Genomic DNA, 16,058 nt, shown 5'->3' on the forward strand with positions numbered 1-16,058 from the left:
CCTTACTCTTCCACGTCCATGAATTCCTTGGCCCATGCCACGTAGCTCTCCGGCAGCGTGTAGGTGTGGGTCAACTCGGTCGCGCTGAGGTTCGAAGTGCTGTGGGTCAACTGGCGCTGGGCGCGCAGGCTATCGTAGGTGGCCTTGATCGCCGCAAAGTAGGCGCCATGACCGGCCACTACCACGCGCACACCCAACTCGGCCAGACGCTGAGCGTCGTTGAGCTTGGGGTTGCCGTAGGTCACCAGCATCAGCGGTACGGTCAGGTTTTCAGCGATTTTTTCCAGGTGCTCAAAGTCACTGACACCGACCATGCAGATCCCGTCGGCACCGGCTTTCTGATACGCCTTTGTGCGCTCGATCACCGCCCCGGTGGACAACACCCCGGCATTGGTACGGGCAATGATCGACAGTTCAGGATCGACACGGGCTTCCAGGGCCGCGCGGACTTTACCGATGCCTTCGCCGATGGAGATCAGGTCCGTGGATTTGCGCCCGAATTGCGCGGGCAGCAGCGTGTCTTCAATGGTCAACGCGGCCACACCGGCGCGCTCAAGTTCTTCGACCGTGCGCATCACGTTAAGGGCATTGCCGTAGCCATGGTCGGCGTCGGCAATAAACGGCAGTTGGGCGACACGGCCAATGCGCGTGGCCTGCTCAACGAACTCACTCAGCGTGATCAAGGCAAAATCCGGCGCTGCCAACACCTGCAACGAGGCGACCGAGCCACCCAGGATGCCCACCTCAAACCCCAAATCTGCGGCGATACGGGCAGACATGGGGTCGAAGACGGAGGCGGTTTCAACGCAGGTCGGCTTTGCAAGCAATTCGCGGAAGTTGCGGCGCAGCGCTGAGTGAGATTTTTTGGGCATGTTCTTTCCTGGCTCTGGTCATCGTCATGTGACGATCTATGTCTATTCGTGGTGGCGCGAGGTTACCACGCAGGCGGGGCGGGGATTATGACGTTTGAGCATGGGCTATGCGGATGACACATGAGGTGCCCGCTCCGGCCAAGCGCCCTGGTTCACCCTTTATCGGGCAGCCGGGGTACAGTGCACACCCACTTTCCATTGATACGTGAAGCATGAACCGTGCGTTATTTGTTTCTCTGGATGGCCCCAAGGGCGTCGGCAAAACCACCCTGTTGGAGGCCGTTACCCGCGTGCTCAGAGCCGACAACAAAAAGGTGATCCGGCTCTGCGAGAGAAAAAGCGATCCTTTCCGGGCTGAAACAATGGTCCTGGTAAATAGACTCGCGAGGGCGCCCAGCCGGGATTTGGAGTGGCAGATCTGCGAGCGCTTTGCTGATAGCCGTGTATGGATTACCCGCCACGTTCTGCCTGAACAGCCGGCCGACAGCATTATCCTGATGGATCGCTGGTACCCGTCGGATGCGGCGTTTCGCCGGATGGTGCCGTTTGCAGAGATTCTCCAATTGAACATGGATCGCCATGTGCAAGTGCCCGACTTGCATGTCGGGGTGGTCACCGCGCCGCAGATTTCATGGGCCAGAGCCACAGCACGCCGCCGTGGGCTGAGCAGCACGGTCATCCATACCCTGCAAGAGCATGTTGCCTGCACCCACGCGTTCGAGCAGGCGATTGCAGAGCAGGGCTGGGTGGTATGCCGCAATGAAGGAACGGTTGAAGAGGGCGCGAGGCAGGTGGCGGCTGAAATACATCGAGCCCTCGGCCAAGCCTTGAATGGGTAGCGTGTGGTTAGGGGTAAGCAGGGCGCGAAGGCCGCTGGCCGGGCAGCGCCTGCAGAACCGCTCTACCAGGGCAGGCGCTCTGCGTCATACGCAAAGAAACCACCGCTGTCGGCTGGCACCAACCGGTCAATCACGGATAAGAGTTCACGTGCAGCGACCCTCGCCGGCCTTGCGGCGGCAGCGCCACTAAAGGGCTTGGAAAGGTCCGAAATCACGGTGCCGGGGTGAAGGCTCAGCAAACGGCTTTGAGGGTGGGTACGTGCAAGTTCGATGGCGGCCGTTTTGACCAGCATGTTCAGCGCAGCTTTCGAAGCGCGATAGGCGTACCAGCCACCCAGGCGGTTATCGCCGATGCTACCGACCTTGGCGGACAGCATCGCCATCGCACCGTCACGGGCCAACAGGGGCAGAAAATGGCGCAAAACCAGCGCCGGCCCCAACGTATTGACCTGGAACACCGCCTGCAGCGCTTGTGCTTCAATTGCGCGGTAACTTTTTTCCGGCTTGATTTCGTCTCGATGGAGCAACCCGGCGGCATGCACGATCAACTGATACGGCGCCTCGCCCGCCAGCTCGGCAGCGGCCTCAGCGATACTCTCGGGGTTCTCCAGATCCAATGCAGGATCAGTCTGGCGCCCCAGTTCGCGGACACCACCACAGCGTGGATCGTTTTTGAGCCATTCACATAACGCTGAGCCAAGTGCTCCGCTTGAGCCTATTACCAAGGCACGGTAACCCTCGCCAAGAGAGTTCATTTGAAAGGGGGCGTTCATTGAGTCTCTCCTGTGCACGGATGATGGGAGGAGGCATGACCGTGATTAATTGCGCCGCTCGATCAATTGCAGGAACGCCTGGCGCGTAGTGGCTGAATCACGAAAGGCTCCCAGCATCACCGATGAGATCATCACGGAGTTCTGCTTCTGAACGCCGCGCATCATCATGCACATGTGCTGTGCTTCAACGACCACCGCCACGCCGGCTGCCCCCGTGATCTGCTGGAGGGCGTCTGCGATTTGTTTGGTCAGGTTTTCCTGGATCTGCAGGCGCCGGGCAAACATATCCACTATCCGCGCCACCTTCGACAACCCCAGCACCTTGCCGGTGGGGATGTACGCCACATGCGCCTTGCCGATGAAGGGCAGCATGTGATGCTCGCACAGTGAATAAAGCTCGATATCACGCACGATGACCATCTCATCGTTCTGCGACTCGAACAGCGCGCCGTTGATGATTTCTTCGAGATTCATCGCATAGCCGTTGCACAGGTACTGCATGGCTTTGGCGGCGCGCTTGGGCGTGTCCAGCAGCCCTTCGCGGTCAGGGTTCTCGCCGACGCCGACCAGAATTTCGAGGTAATTCTCGGCTAATGATGGGTTCACGTGGATGCCTCGCAATTCGATTTTCAGCTGGGTGGGTGCCCTTAGGGCCTTTTGTCCTGCGCTACAGCGCAGCGGTCGTCACGACACCGTCGACCGCCATCGGGATGCGGCAACCATCCCAAGCGGGGCCGCAGGCGGCAGAACGCGCGATAACCGAGTGCAAAAAACGGCCTGAGCGGTCGCCAGCTCAACGGGGCGGCCCACGCCCCCAAACCGGCTGCGCGCCAGCTCCACAGTGTGGCGTCCAGGCCTGTCACCCAGCGTCCATCGTCGAACCGGGCATGCAGCGACCCTTGCATCTGGTCCAGCGTGAAACCCAGCGCCGTTGCATCGAACTCGCCGTGGCTGATATCGACCAACACCAGGCGAGTTTCCAAGGCGCGCCGACTCAACAGGCGGACCTCGCGGGCGCAGAGAGGACAGTCGCCATCGTAGTAAAGCGTCAGTGGCCAATCGCTTTTCTTGTACATCGGTTACTGCTCTGTATAGGTTTTATCCAAGATAGGCTGAAAAATAGTCGCTGACAATGGGCGTTGGTCTTTTGTCGTGCGGTTTGCCGAAAAGCTCCCTCCGGGGAAGGATGGCTCGCCGTTTCTGTTGTGCTCGTCGCGAGCAAAGTCGCAGTGCTCCAGTTATTGCGCGGGTGCGTGCGTCGCTGGCGGACCTTGCCCATCACCGGACATTGCCTGAAAAACCCGGGTGTTCAGTTAATTGCAAAGGGCTTTATTCCAGTGTGGATATTCCCGAAGGCTGTACATAAACAAAAAAATGTACAGGTTTTGCTAAAGTTCGTAGCATCCTCGGCCGATGGCTAGCGCGAACGTCAAATCGTTGCTCAAGCTGAGCGCGGCGCCGACGCACTTAATTGATAGCATTAGGCTATCAGTCCGGTACACATTGCTAACTGGCTGGCCAACTCCGAACCCACGTATCGTCCACACACTTACCGTGAGCGGCTGACAGGCTGACTCGCCTATGCGCGCAAACCCAATCCTCTACAGGGCACATTTTCGAGCTAGCCATGAAGAAAACGCTTTCGTTGGCCACACGTATAGGGCTTAGCTTCGCAGCCGTCCTGGCGCTTCTTGTACTGATCACTGCCATCGGCATTCAGCGCGTTGCGTTCATTGATTCCACCTTAAGCGACGTCAGCGAAAACGCCGCAAAGGTGCAGCGCTATGCGATCAATTTCCGGGGCAGCGTGCACAACCGCGCCATTGCCATCCGCGATGCGGTGCTGGTGACGACTGACCTTGGCCTGGAAAAACACTTGGCCGAAGTCACAGCCCTGGAAAAGGACTACGCCGATTCGGCAGCGCCCATGGATCAGCTGTTCAAGGCGGCGAACGTGACGGGCGAAGAGGCTCGGTTACTCGCCGCGATCAAGGACATTGAACAACAAACCCTGAAATCGACCCAGGCGGTATTGTCCCTGCGCCGGGCTGGCGATATTGCAGGCGCCCAGGCGCTGCTGATGCGTCAAACGTCGCTGGATTACAGTGAGTGGCTCAAGCGCGTGAATGCGTTGATCGACTACGAAGAGGCGTCAATCAAGGCCAAGCTTGGCGACGTTCAGGCCACCGCCAGCCAGTTCAGTACACTCATGTTGGTCGCAACAGGTATTGCTCTGCTGCTGAGCCTCCTGTTGTCGGCGGTGATCATTCGTTTCGTGAAATCCACGTTGGGCGCTGAGCCCACCGAGGTTGCACTGGCCATCGAGCGGCTGGCGGCGGGGGACATTAATCAAACGATCTCCACTCGTTACCCCGCCAGCGTGATGGGCGTGTTGAAAGACGCGCTCAGCCACCTGGCGGAGACCATCCAGCAGGTGCGCGGAGCGGCCCAAGAGGTCAATCACGCCTCGACTCAATTGTCCGCCACCTCATCGGCCAACAACCAACAGATCAGTCTGCAAATCCGCGAAGCCGAGCAAGTGGCCACAGCCATCACGCAAATGGCTGCGACGGTGAATGAAGTGTCCGGGTATGCCGCGCAGGCGGCGGATGCTTCGCGGTTGGCCGATACGGAAGTGGAAAGCGGCAATCAATTGGTGGCAAACACCACGCGTGCCATCGAACAGCTTGCAATAACGCTGGAACAGACGACGGATACCGTAAACGAGGTTTCCAAACACAGTGAAAATATCGAGTCGGTGATCGACGTGATCAACGCCATCGCCGCGCAAACCAATCTGCTGGCCCTGAACGCCGCGATCGAGGCAGCGCGAGCCGGAGAGCATGGGCGCGGGTTCGCGGTGGTCGCGGATGAGGTGCGCTCACTGGCAAACCGCACGCAGCAGTCGACCGAGGAAATTCGGACGATGATCAGCACCTTGCAAATGGGCACAGAAACCGCATCGCAAACCATGCGCACCAGTTGCGAGTTGATGAGCCAGACCGTCACACAAACCCGAAGCGCGCAGGATGCGCTGGCCAGGATCAGCGAGCAGGTCGGCGCCATCAGCCATATGAATGCTCAGATCGCCAGTGCCTCGGTGCAGCAGAGCAGCGTTGCCGACGATGTTGCTCAAAATATAAACCGCATTCATGAATCCACCGTGCAGTCGGCTGCCGGCTCACGTCAAGTGGCAACCGCAAGCATGGAGCTGTCGCAGTTGGCAGACCGCCTTACCGCGAAAGTGGCGTTCTTCAGCGCTGCTTAGGATCGTTCGGGGCGGGCTCACAAAGGTTTACGGCTTCAGACTTACTATGATTCAACAGGCGGTTTTCCATGTTCAACACCAAGATCAAGCACCAACTTAACGCTCAGGCGGCCGAGCTGTCGGAGCTGCGCCAACTGCGCGATGGCCTGGACCGCGAAATGCTGACATTGAGTATCGACTCGGCGTTTGCAATTACCGCCTGCAATCAGAATTTTGCCCAGGCGTTGGGCTACACCCAGAATCAGCTCCTGGGGCGCGCCATGGCTGATATCGTGCCGCAGTACGTATCCAAGCTGCCGTGCTTTCACAACTTTCGCGCGGCGGTGGCGGCAGGCAAGTCAATTTCTGACGAATACCGATACCTGCATGCCGACGGTTCACTCGTGTGGCTTGGTGCCCATTGGCAACCCATAGTCGACAGCGCCGGGCGATTAAGTCACATCACCTGCCATGCGACGAACATCACTTCACGCGTGGAAAAAGCCTCGGAAAACGCGTCCTTCATTGATGCGTTACTTCGCTCGACGGCGGTAATCGAGTTCGATCTTTCCGGGCATGTACTCATGGCCAATGAGCAATTCTTGAAAGCGATGGGCTACAGCCTGGGCCAGGCTAAAGGCAGTCACCACCGTATTTTCTGTAAGCCGGAAGAAGCCTCATCCCAGCGATACACGGACTTTTGGTCAACCTTGAACAAGGGTGAGTTTGTCGCCGGCCGCTTTGAACGCGTCGACAGTCGTGGCCAGACCGTATGGCTGGAAGCGACGTACAACCCGGTTTATGACACTGAAGGAACGCTCTGCAAAGTGGTCAAATTTGCGACGGTCGTGACTGACCAGGTCTCTCATGAACAGGCCGTCAGCCAGGCAGCCCTGACGGCGTTTGAAATTTCGCAACAGACCGATGTGGCGGCCCAGCGCGGCGCCGTCGTGGTGAAGGACACGATGCACACCATGCGCAAAGTCGCGGTGGATATGCAGGCTGCCTCCAACGGTGTCGAAGCGCTCGGAAAACAGTCACTGTTGATCAGCTCGATCATCCAGACGATCAGCAGCATCGCCCAACAAACCAACCTGTTGGCCTTGAACGCGGCCATAGAAGCGGCGCGCGCGGGTGAGCAAGGCCGAGGCTTCGCGGTCGTCGCTGATGAAGTTCGCAAATTGGCTGGACGCACCAGCGGCGCGACTGAAGAGATTGCATCGGTGGTGTTGCAGAACCAGAAACTGGTCGATGAGACGGTCGGTGAGATGGCCAATAGCAAGGCCCAGGCTGAGCAGGGCCTCGAATTAGCTACCCAGGCAGGCGACGTGATTGTGGAAATTCAAGACGGCGCCAGGCGGGTGGTCGACGCCGTTGCTAAGTTCGCGCATCAGATCGCTTAGCAAAACATGCCGCGGCAATGGGAGTGGGTGAGGCGCGTAATGAAGAGGAGGGGCGCGCATGCTGCAGCGCGTTCTGAGTGAACGCGCTTATCTCATTCAGGCCGGATGCGACCGAAGCTCACCATCTGCTATGCCTCCACGACGCCGATAGGCCAGGACGTGTTGGAGTTGCCGTCGCCAACGCTGAGCTCGCAGATCAGCGGCATCAGAGCATGCGGCGCAACACGTCGTTGCGCGGGTCGCGGTCGTAAAAGCGATGTTTGAGAGCGCCCGCCACATGCACCACGATCAAAACAAGCAAGGTATAGGCGAGGACTTTGTGCAGCCACTGGAACACGGCGAACCAATCGTCATTCTTTGGCAACAGCTCCGGCAGGTTCACCCCAAAAAAGAACACGCCGTCGCTCATCGTGTAGGTGCTCGACATGGAGTAGCCCATCAAGGGCACGATCACCAGCAGCACGTACATGACGCGCTGCGTCAGGCGTGACAGGAACCGTTCATGCCCCGCCAGGGTCTCCAGCGGCTGCGGCAGATTGGGAGTGCGAAAACGTACCGCAAGCTGAGTCAGCACCACCAGGAACGTCAACACCCCGAAGGACTTGTGCCACGGGTAATAGAGCTCGTATTTGCTCGCCACTTCATCATTCATGCCGGTCATATGCCAGCCTGCCCAGAGCAGTCCCAGGACGAGCACGGCGCGCACCCAGTGCAAAAGGCGCAGGGAGGTCGAATACCGATCGATTGTCGGTTGATTTATTGGGTTCATAGCAGGCTCTCCACGGAGCGAAGCACGGTTCAATGGCCACCCTCAACGTTAGAGGGTGGCTCGGTCAGGACAGCGAATAGGCTCAGGCGGGCAAAAGTACGGTGATGACTTTCTCCTCGGTGTAAGCCTGCGCGCCGCCAAACCCGCCTTCACGGCCAATGCCGCTGGATTTGAGCCCGCCCCAGGGCAGGTTGGCGTCCAGCGGGCTCCAACAATTGATACCCACGGCGCCAGCCTTCACCGCACCGGCAACGCGGTGCGCTCGCACCAGGTCAGCAGTCCAGATCGTCGCCGCCAGGCCGTAGTTCGAGTCATTGGCCAGTGCGATGGCTTCGGCTTCACTGTCGAAAGGGATTACGGTGCCCACGGGACCGAAGATTTCATCACGGGCGATCGCCATATCGTTGCGCGCATCGGCGAAGATCGTCGGCCGGACAAACCAGCCCTGCTCAGGGGACGACAAGCCCCCGGCCAGCAGGGTGGCGCCTTCGTCTATGCCCAGCTGGATATAACGATTAACCCGCTCGAACTGTGCTTTTTTGGCCACCGGCCCCATTTGCACGCCGGGTTGGCGAGGGTCACCCACCTTGACGGCGCGGGCGGCATCGGCAAGTGCTGCGGCGAAGCGGTCTGCGATGCCGCGTTGCACGAGGATGCGCGAACCAGCGGCGCAAATCTGGCCTTGGTTGGCGAACAGGCCCAGCGAGCAGCCACGCAATGCATCCTCAAAGGACGCATCGTCGAAGACAATCTGCGGACTCTTGCCGCCCAACTCAAGTGCGACGTGCTTGAACAGCACCCCGGCGGTGCGCTGGATTTCGCGCCCGGCCTCGGGGCTGCCGGTGAAGCTGATCTTGGCGATGTGCGGATGCTCGCACAACGCCCGGCCTACTTCCGCGCCGTAGCCGGTGACCACGTTGATCACACCGTCCGGGAAGCCAGCTTCCTGAGCCAGTGCGGCCAAGTGCAGCGCAGACTGCGGGGTTTCTTCCGACGGTTTGACCACCACTGTGCAACCCGCCGCCAGCAAGGCAGCGAGTTTCCAGACGGTGATCATCAACGGTGAGTTCCAGGGCACGATAGCGCCGACCACGCCCACCGGCTCGCGCACCGTGTAAGAAAGCGTTTTGGTACCGAAGTAGCCGCCGCTGGGAATGGTTCGACCTTCGAGCTGGTTTGCCCAGCCGGCGGCGGCGCGCAGGTTGGCGAGCACGTTGGGCAGGTCCATTCGGCGTGGCTCGATCGGTGAACGCCCAATGGCGTCGGCGTCCATGTCGGCCAGCAATTCGCTGTCGCGCTCGACCAGCTCGGCCAGTTTGAACAGCAGGCGGCCGCGTTGTGCGCCGTCAAGCGTGCTCCAGGCGCCATGCTCCAGTTGGGCGAGCGCTGCGCTCACGGCGCGGTCCACGTCTTCGGACGTACCACGCGCAGCGCTGGCGTAGACCTGTTCGGTCACCGGATTGACGAGGTCGATACGACGCTGATCGAAAGCTTCGCAGAACGCACCGTCGATGAAGTGTTTAAAGTGTACGGTCATAGTGTGCTCCTGGAGTAATGGGCAAGGTCATGCCTTGAGGGAAGCCAGGGCGTCGCCGAAAACGTCCAGTGCCTTGAAAAACAGCTCGCGCGAGATCGTCAGCGATGGCATGACCCGCATGACGTTGCTGTAGCGGCCACAAGGGATCATCAACACGCCGTGGTTGAGCAGGTAGCCCATCAGTTGGCCGATCTTCTCGCCTGGAAGCGGGGCCTTGCTGACCGGATCTTCGATCAGTTCGATACCTATCATCAGGCCGCGCCCGCGCACTTCACCAACCAACGGACTGTTGAAGCGCCGGATATGCGCCTGTGCCTCCAGCCCGAGCGTATGGGCACGGTTGAGCAGGTCCAGTTCCGGATCCTGGAGAATGCTGATGTTGGTCAGTGCCACCGCGGCCGACAACGAGTTGGCGGCAAACGTGTTGGGCATGGAGCCGTCGGGAATCTGCGCCGCCAGGTCCGAGCGCATGATCAGACCGGCCATGGGCAGGTCGCTGCCGATGCCTTTGCCAAAGGTGAGCATGTCGGGTTTCACACCGGAATGCTCCACCGCCCACATTTTGCCGGTGCGGCCGGCGCCCGATTGCACTTCATCGACGATCAACAGAGTGCCGCTGCGATCGCAGGCCTTGCGCAGCAATTGCAGAAACTCCGGCGACGGAGGCACGTACCCGCCTTCGCCCTGCACCGGCTCCACGATCACGGCAGCCGCGTCATCAGCGGCGGTGTAGGGCGTGTTCAGCAAGTAGTCGATGTACTCGCCGGCGATCTGCTCGGCACTTTTGTGCGTGGTGTCGAACGGGAAACGGTACGCGTAAGGGTAGGGGGCGTGAATCACGCCACCCATTTGGGCACCAAAGCCCTTGCGGTAGGCCGTGCCGGTGGTCAGGGAGCCCGAGGCGTTCCATACGCCGTGGTAGCCGCCATGGAAGGCGATGATCTGGTGCCGCCCGGTGATGCGCTTGGCGAATTTGATCGCCGCCTCCAGTGCATCGCTGCCGCTTTGCGTGAAGAAGGTGATGCAATCGCCACGCAAGCCCTCAGGCGCGATTTCGGAGAGCTTGGCCGCCAGCTCGGTACGCCGGGTGCTGTTGATTTCCAGGGCATGCATCAGCACTTCGGATTGTTCGCGAATCGCCTGCACCACTTTGGGGTGGCAACGGCCCACGCTGCTCACGCCCACGCCGGCGGACAGGTCGATGTAGGTGTTGCCATCCGGGTCTTTGAAAGTCGCACCGAAGGCTCTGTCCATGGCGATCGGCATGCGTCCGCCGCCGCGCGCCATCGACTCGGTGCGCGCCGACAGGGCCAGCGCCTCACGGGTTTTGGGGCCAGGGAGCGTGCTGGAGGTGATGTGCGGGGCATCGGCGAAATGCAGGGCTGCAAGCTTGGCTTCACTCATGACGGATTCTCTGCGATGTTGATTGATGTGGCCTGATCATCTGTGTGACGTGTGTCAGGCGGGTAGCCCGAATTGGCACATGGGTGTGCCGACGCGCGAGAAGTCGTGGTGAAAGTTGCATTAATTGCTTCATGTGAGAATATCGAGCAATAAGGCGACAATAAAATAAAAGAATACCCGAGGGTATCGCTCATTATGAGAAATCACAGTATTGGTCATTTTAAAGATGTTCACGTTCACGCGGCCAATGTGCAGCAGTGGAATCAGGACTACAGCCAGTTAACCGCAGGCTCCACCGAGAGTTCGCTGATGCAGTTGACCACCGGCGGTTGCCACGTTTTCCTTGAGCAGATCAACCAGCGTGTCGTGCAGCACGGCGTCGCGCCGCGCGGCAAGATGTGCTTCGCAGTACCGATCAACGTGCCGGGCTCGATGCGTATGCAGGGGCGTGAGGTGGACGACAGCAGCCTGTTCTTTCTGCGCGGTGGCGAGGAATTCATGTTTCATATGCCCATGGGCATGCAACTGCTGTCCATCACGTTCGAGCGTGAATTGTTCGAGCAGGCGCTGACGCAAACGGCGTCGGCGAACGATGTCAGCCTGTTGCTGCGTCAGCCGGTGATCAGGGTTTCCAGCCAGCGTTTCGCCGATGCCCGTCGGCGTTTGCTCGCGGTATTCGCCCACGCGATGGCCAGCGATAGTCACGACAGCGACCAAGAGCGGCAACACGACGAGGCGCTGGAGCAGGCCATGCTCGGCGAGTTGGTGCAGCTCATGACCGATCCGGCCTGCGACAAGCTGCAGCGCACGAGCAGTTCCACGCGCAGTTTTATCGTCGAGAAGTGCCACCGCATGGCGACCACCGGGCAGTTCGATGTGCCCAGTGTGTTCGAACTGTGCGAACGCCTCCAGATCAGCCGGCGCACCGTGCAGAACAGCTTTCGCGCCGTGGCCGAGACCACGCCGGTGAACTACCTGCGTTGTGTGCGCCTCAATGGCGTACGCCGCACCTTGATGTCCAGCCAGGCTGCGCATCTCTCGATTGGCGATGCCGCGGCCCAATGGGGGTTCTACCACCTCAGCCATTTCGCGGCTGAATACCAGGCGCTGTTCGCCGAATTACCGTCCCAGACTTCACGCGCCGCCATACCGCCGTGTGTTAAACCCGGAACTGGTCCATCAGCTTCATCTGTTGATTGGCCCTTGCGTTGAGCTGACTGCTGATCTGCGCCGACTCGGCGGCCTGTTCCGTCAATGTCTCGGTCACGCCGCGGATGGTCGAGACGTTGCGATTGACCTCTTCGGCCACCGCACTTTGCTCCTCCGCCGCACTTGCAATCTGCAGGTTCATGTCGCTGATCACCGTTACCGCATCGCTGATCTTGCCAAGCGCCAGCACGGCCTGATGGATCTGCCCGGCGTTGTCCTGGGCGAGCGTCTGGCTGGAATGCATGGTCGCCACCACCCCCCGCGTACCGGTTTGGATGCGCTCGATGACCATGCGGATTTCCTCGACGGAATCCTGAGTGCGCTTGGCCAGGTTGCGTACTTCATCGGCCACCACCGCAAACCCTCGACCGCTTTCCCCGGCGCGCGCCGCTTCGATCGCAGCGTTGAGTGCCAGCAAATTGGTTTGCTCGGCAATGCTGCGGATCACTTCCAGCACCGAACCGATCTGCTCGCTGTTGACCGCCAGGGCTTCGACTTCCGTCACGGCCTTGCTGACCTCGCGGGCCAACGCATTAATGTCCTGTGTGCTGCGCTCGATAAGGGTGATGCCCTCCCTGGACGCCTGATCGGCACCGCGCGCGGCCTGGGCTGCACTCGAGGCGCTGTGGGCGACTTCATGGGCGGTGGCGCTCATTTCGTTGGACGCGGTTGCCAGTTGATCAATCTCGCGAAATTGCACCTGCATCCCTTCACTGGTCTGCCGCGCAATTTCCGAAGACTGGTCGGCGGTGCCACGCCCGTCGGTAATGCTCTGCTTGATCTGCGCCACGGTAGGCTGCAGTTTGTCGAGGAAACGGTTGAACCAGTCCACCAGTTCGCCCAGTTCATCCTTTTTGCGGTAGTGCAGGCGTTGGGTCAGGTCGCCGTCGCCACTGGCAATCGCCTTGAGCATCTGCGCGACACTGTTGATCGGGCGCGTCACGCCGGAGGCGGTGAACCAGATCAGCAACAGGCCGAGCAACCCGGCGCCGATGGCCACCAGTAATGAGTCCAGCGTGTCGCGGGTTTGGGTCTGATCGAGCAAGGTCTGAAGCGCTACCGAGTCGGCCAGCAATACCTGTTTGGGCAGATCAATGACCACGCCCCAAGCCGGCGCGTCGGGAATTGGCGCGACGGGGTAGATAGCGCGGATCAAATCATTCTGGGCCAGCACCAACGGCTTTTTTTGCGTCAATGCCGCGAGTATCGCCTTGCTGTCATCGCCCAATGCGACGCCGAGCGGTTTGGCGACTTGGCCTGCATCCTTGCTATAGGCCGCGAGTACGCCGCTGTCGGACACGATCAGCATGTTTCCCGAACCGTTGAACAGCGTACGCTGGGCATCCTTTGCGGCCGCTTGCAGCGCGCCGAGTGCGAGGTCCACGCCCAGGGTGCCGATCACTTTGCCATCGGCAATCAACGGCATCGACAGCGTGGTCATCAGTTGTACCTGCCCGGCCTGAGTGTCGGCATAGGGCGCCATCAGGCAGGTGCGCCGTGTGTCGCGCGGGCAGGTGTACCAACTGTTGTAGGGAGTGCCGCTGATGCTGAGTTCGGTCTTCTGCAAATCGCTTTCGGGAATCAGGATGTTCACCGACTCGCCGGCGCCGCGGTTCCAGGCACTGGCAAAGCGGCCCATTTCGTTGGAGGCGCGCGCGGCGTCATTGGCGAATGCGCTGTCTTGACCCTCCAGCGCATTCGGCTCGAAAACCAGCCACAGCCCAAGTATTTGCGGATTTCGCTCGAAGGTTGCCTTGAGGCCCTGGTTCAGCTCCTCACGCAACGTCGCGGCCGGCAGCCCGCGTTGGGAGGCCATGTTACGCAAATGGGCCGCCTGGTCGGACAAGGCGGTAATGAGCAGCAGGCTGTCGCCGAAGACCTGTTGCAGATCACCCGCTTGCTCGGCGGCCTTTGCCAGCAGCAGGGTCTCGCCACTCTCGGTCAGCATCTTGCTGCTGGACGTACTGATCAACCGGTTGTTCTGGTTGCTTTGATAGAGGTTCAGGCTGACGATCAGGCCGATAACGCCCAACAGGCAAAAGCCGGACAGCAGGATGATTTTCAAACGGATGGAGAGGGCGTCGAGCATCGGAGTATCTCGCAGGTAAACAGCGTGCTTGTTGACCATCAGTTGGCCCGGGCCACTGACTTCTTATCTGGTATGTCACAGCATAGGTCGGTCTCGTGTTTTAACGAGGGCCCATGGTTAATTACTGACTGGCGTTTTAAGGCGTGGCAGGCATACGACGGACCACCTCAGCATGCACCGGTACAGGCCCGCGCCGTTATCCCAAATCGGCGGGGGAATACGTCGGCCCTGACCTGTTTTGGGGCGCTGGCCGCGATGTTACCGATTTGGGATAGCGAGGCTCAGGTGGGCGGGCATAGGATCGAATCCAGCGTGCAACCTCAAGAATAAAAGCGCTACCCGGCACCGATAGCGGCTGGATCGGGGCCACCCAACAGCGACTGCCTCATACAATAAGGTCAATAACATGAGCGTAACTCTCCCGGTCAACAGCTCTACGGAGCTCAAGCGTGGCGCCCTGGGTGTCGGCTTCATCATCTTTTTCGTGATTTCGGCGGCAAGCCCGCTCAGTGTGATTGCCGGTGGCTTCCCGATCGGCATCATGCTGGGCAACGGTGCCGGCACCCCGGCGTTACTGCTGCTGGCCTTGCTGGTGCTATTGGCGTTCTCGGTGGGTTACACCACCATGTCCCGCCACGTCACCAACGCCGGCGGTTTCTACGCTTTCACCTCGCGGGGTCTGGGCGGCCTGGCCGGCGGCTCGGCGGCAGTGCTGGCGATGTTCGCCTACAACATCTTGCAGATCGCCCTGTATGGGATGTTCGGTGGTGTGGTCGCCGGTACCATGGAGAGCGTGGCGGGCGTGATATTGCCGTGGTGGTCCTATTCGCTGATGGCGATGGCCAGCATTGCGTTTCTCGGCTATCGCAAGATAGACCTCTCGGCGCGGGTTCTGTCGTTGGTGGTGATCGCCGAATACCTGGCGATCCTGATCCTCGACTTTGCCATTCTCAAAACCGGTGGTGACAGCGGCGTCAACCTTGACTCGTTCACCCCCCAACATGTGTTCAGCGGCACACCGTCCATTGGCCTGCTGTTCTGCTTCGCTGCCTTCATCGGTTTCGAGGCCACCACCATCTACGGTGAAGAAGCGAAAGACCCGCAGCGCACCATCCCTATCGCGACCTACAGTTCGGTGCTGCTGATCGGCGGGTTCTATGCGCTATCGGTGTGGTCGATGGTAGTGGGCGTGGGCGCAGACAAGATCGTGCCGATGCTGCAAGCCATGCAAGACCCCACCACCTTTATCTACGGCATGTCCGATCACTTCGTCGGCCCGCACCTGACCCAGGTCATCCGCGTGCTGTTCATGGTCAGCATCTACGCAGGACTGCTGGCGTTCCATAACGCTGCGGCGCGCTACTTCTACGCGATCGGCCGTGACGGCTTGCTGCACAGCATGCTGGGCACCACCCACCGCGTGCACCAGAGCCCGCACATGGGGTCTGCCTTGCAGAGCCTGATCGCGGCCGTGGTGGTATTGATCTTCGCCGCGATGGATGCCGACCCGATCCTGCAGCTGTTCGCCTGGTTCTCCAACCTGGCCACCCTGTGCGTGATCCTGCTGATGGCAATGACTTCGATCGCGATCTGCGTGTATTTCCATCGGCATCCCGAACTCAAGGTCGGCCTGCTGCGCGGGCGCATTCTGCCGCTGTTGTCGTGCCTGGCCTTGCTCAGCGTGCTGGTACTGGCGGTGGCGCATTTCGATGTACTCACGGGGGCCAGTCAGCTCTTGTCCTACAGCTTGTGCGCGGTAATTCCCGCAGCCCTGCTGGGCGGCTTGTATCTTGCTGCGCGCCTGCGCAAGGTCTCGCCGCAGCGGTTTCTGGCCTTGGGCAGCCACAAGCTCTAAGACCTGGATCGATCCATCCCTACAGTGAATTGTTCGCTTGCCGTTGTCCGGCAGGGCTCGT

13 protein-coding genes are annotated in these 16,058 nt (G+C 60.1%); 5 read left to right on the forward strand and 8 right to left on the reverse strand.

Annotated features, from left to right (window positions below; genetic code table 11):
* Positions 1-2: 2 nt before the first annotated feature.
* On the reverse strand, positions 3-872 hold the full coding sequence (locus tag KZX66_RS10830) for an oxaloacetate decarboxylase (RefSeq protein ID WP_248079235.1): 870 nt from the start codon (positions 870-872) through the stop codon (positions 3-5).
* A gap of 212 nt (positions 873-1,084) precedes the next feature.
* Here KZX66_RS10830 and KZX66_RS10835 point away from each other — a divergent pair, with 212 nt between their 5' ends.
* Positions 1,085-1,711 (forward strand): dTMP kinase, encoded by a 627-nt coding sequence (locus KZX66_RS10835; protein ID WP_248079237.1) that lies wholly within the window; start codon positions 1,085-1,087, stop codon positions 1,709-1,711.
* A 62-nt stretch (positions 1,712-1,773) separates the two neighbouring features.
* Here KZX66_RS10835 and KZX66_RS10840 read toward each other — a convergent pair whose 3' ends face one another.
* Genes KZX66_RS10840 through KZX66_RS10850 form a run of 3 tightly spaced genes read right to left on the reverse strand, consistent with a single transcriptional unit; the run spans position 1,774 to position 3,560 of the window.
* A complete protein-coding gene (locus KZX66_RS10840) occupies positions 1,774-2,484 on the reverse strand; it encodes an SDR family oxidoreductase (protein WP_248079239.1) in 711 nt (236 codons plus the stop codon).
* 45 nt (positions 2,485-2,529) lie between these two features.
* Positions 2,530-3,090 (reverse strand): GTP cyclohydrolase I FolE, encoded by a 561-nt coding sequence (folE, locus tag KZX66_RS10845; protein ID WP_248079241.1) that lies wholly within the window; start codon positions 3,088-3,090, stop codon positions 2,530-2,532.
* Positions 3,091-3,131: 41 nt separating this feature from the next.
* Complete coding sequence (locus KZX66_RS10850) at positions 3,132-3,560, reverse strand: DUF393 domain-containing protein (RefSeq protein WP_248079243.1); 429 nt, start codon at positions 3,558-3,560, stop codon at positions 3,132-3,134.
* A 551-nt stretch (positions 3,561-4,111) separates the two neighbouring features.
* On the opposite strand from KZX66_RS10850, the gene KZX66_RS10855 reads away from it, so the two are divergent.
* Both KZX66_RS10855 and KZX66_RS10860 read left to right on the forward strand, forming a co-directional pair.
* Positions 4,112-5,752: a methyl-accepting chemotaxis protein gene (locus KZX66_RS10855; protein WP_248079245.1), complete on the forward strand. Its 1,641-nt coding sequence runs from the start codon at positions 4,112-4,114 to the stop codon at positions 5,750-5,752.
* 68 nt (positions 5,753-5,820) lie between these two features.
* Entirely contained in the window at positions 5,821-7,134 is a 1,314-nt protein-coding gene (locus KZX66_RS10860; protein ID WP_248079247.1) for a PAS domain-containing methyl-accepting chemotaxis protein, read from the forward strand.
* 205 nt (positions 7,135-7,339) lie between these two features.
* Here KZX66_RS10860 and KZX66_RS10865 read toward each other — a convergent pair whose 3' ends face one another.
* From KZX66_RS10865 to KZX66_RS10875, 3 genes are all read right to left on the reverse strand, one after another.
* Positions 7,340-7,903 (reverse strand): cytochrome b, encoded by a 564-nt coding sequence (locus tag KZX66_RS10865; RefSeq protein ID WP_248079248.1) that lies wholly within the window; start codon positions 7,901-7,903, stop codon positions 7,340-7,342.
* A gap of 82 nt (positions 7,904-7,985) precedes the next feature.
* Positions 7,986-9,440, reverse strand: a complete 1,455-nt coding sequence (locus tag KZX66_RS10870; protein WP_248079249.1) for an aldehyde dehydrogenase family protein — start codon at positions 9,438-9,440, stop codon at positions 7,986-7,988.
* A 27-nt stretch (positions 9,441-9,467) separates the two neighbouring features.
* Entirely contained in the window at positions 9,468-10,844 is a 1,377-nt protein-coding gene (locus KZX66_RS10875) for an aspartate aminotransferase family protein (protein WP_248079250.1), read from the reverse strand.
* Positions 10,845-11,039: 195 nt separating this feature from the next.
* Here KZX66_RS10875 and KZX66_RS10880 point away from each other — a divergent pair, with 195 nt between their 5' ends.
* Positions 11,040-12,056 carry a helix-turn-helix domain-containing protein gene (locus KZX66_RS10880; protein ID WP_248079251.1) on the forward strand — a complete coding sequence of 339 codons (1,017 nt, stop codon included), beginning with the start codon at positions 11,040-11,042 and terminating at the stop codon, positions 12,054-12,056.
* Here the strand turns inward: KZX66_RS10880 and KZX66_RS10885 are convergent.
* Positions 12,004-14,142 carry a methyl-accepting chemotaxis protein gene (locus KZX66_RS10885; protein ID WP_248079252.1) on the reverse strand — a complete coding sequence of 713 codons (2,139 nt, stop codon included), beginning with the start codon at positions 14,140-14,142 and terminating at the stop codon, positions 12,004-12,006. The genes KZX66_RS10880 and KZX66_RS10885 overlap by 53 nt on opposite strands.
* Positions 14,143-14,548: 406 nt before the next feature.
* On the opposite strand from KZX66_RS10885, the gene KZX66_RS10890 reads away from it, so the two are divergent.
* Positions 14,549-15,997: an APC family permease gene (locus KZX66_RS10890; protein WP_248079253.1), complete on the forward strand. Its 1,449-nt coding sequence runs from the start codon at positions 14,549-14,551 to the stop codon at positions 15,995-15,997.
* The last annotated feature ends 61 nt before the right edge of the window (positions 15,998-16,058 follow it).

It is taken from the genome of Pseudomonas sp. EYE_354, assembly GCF_023148575.1.
Taxonomy (GTDB): Bacteria; Pseudomonadota; Gammaproteobacteria; order Pseudomonadales; family Pseudomonadaceae; genus Aquipseudomonas.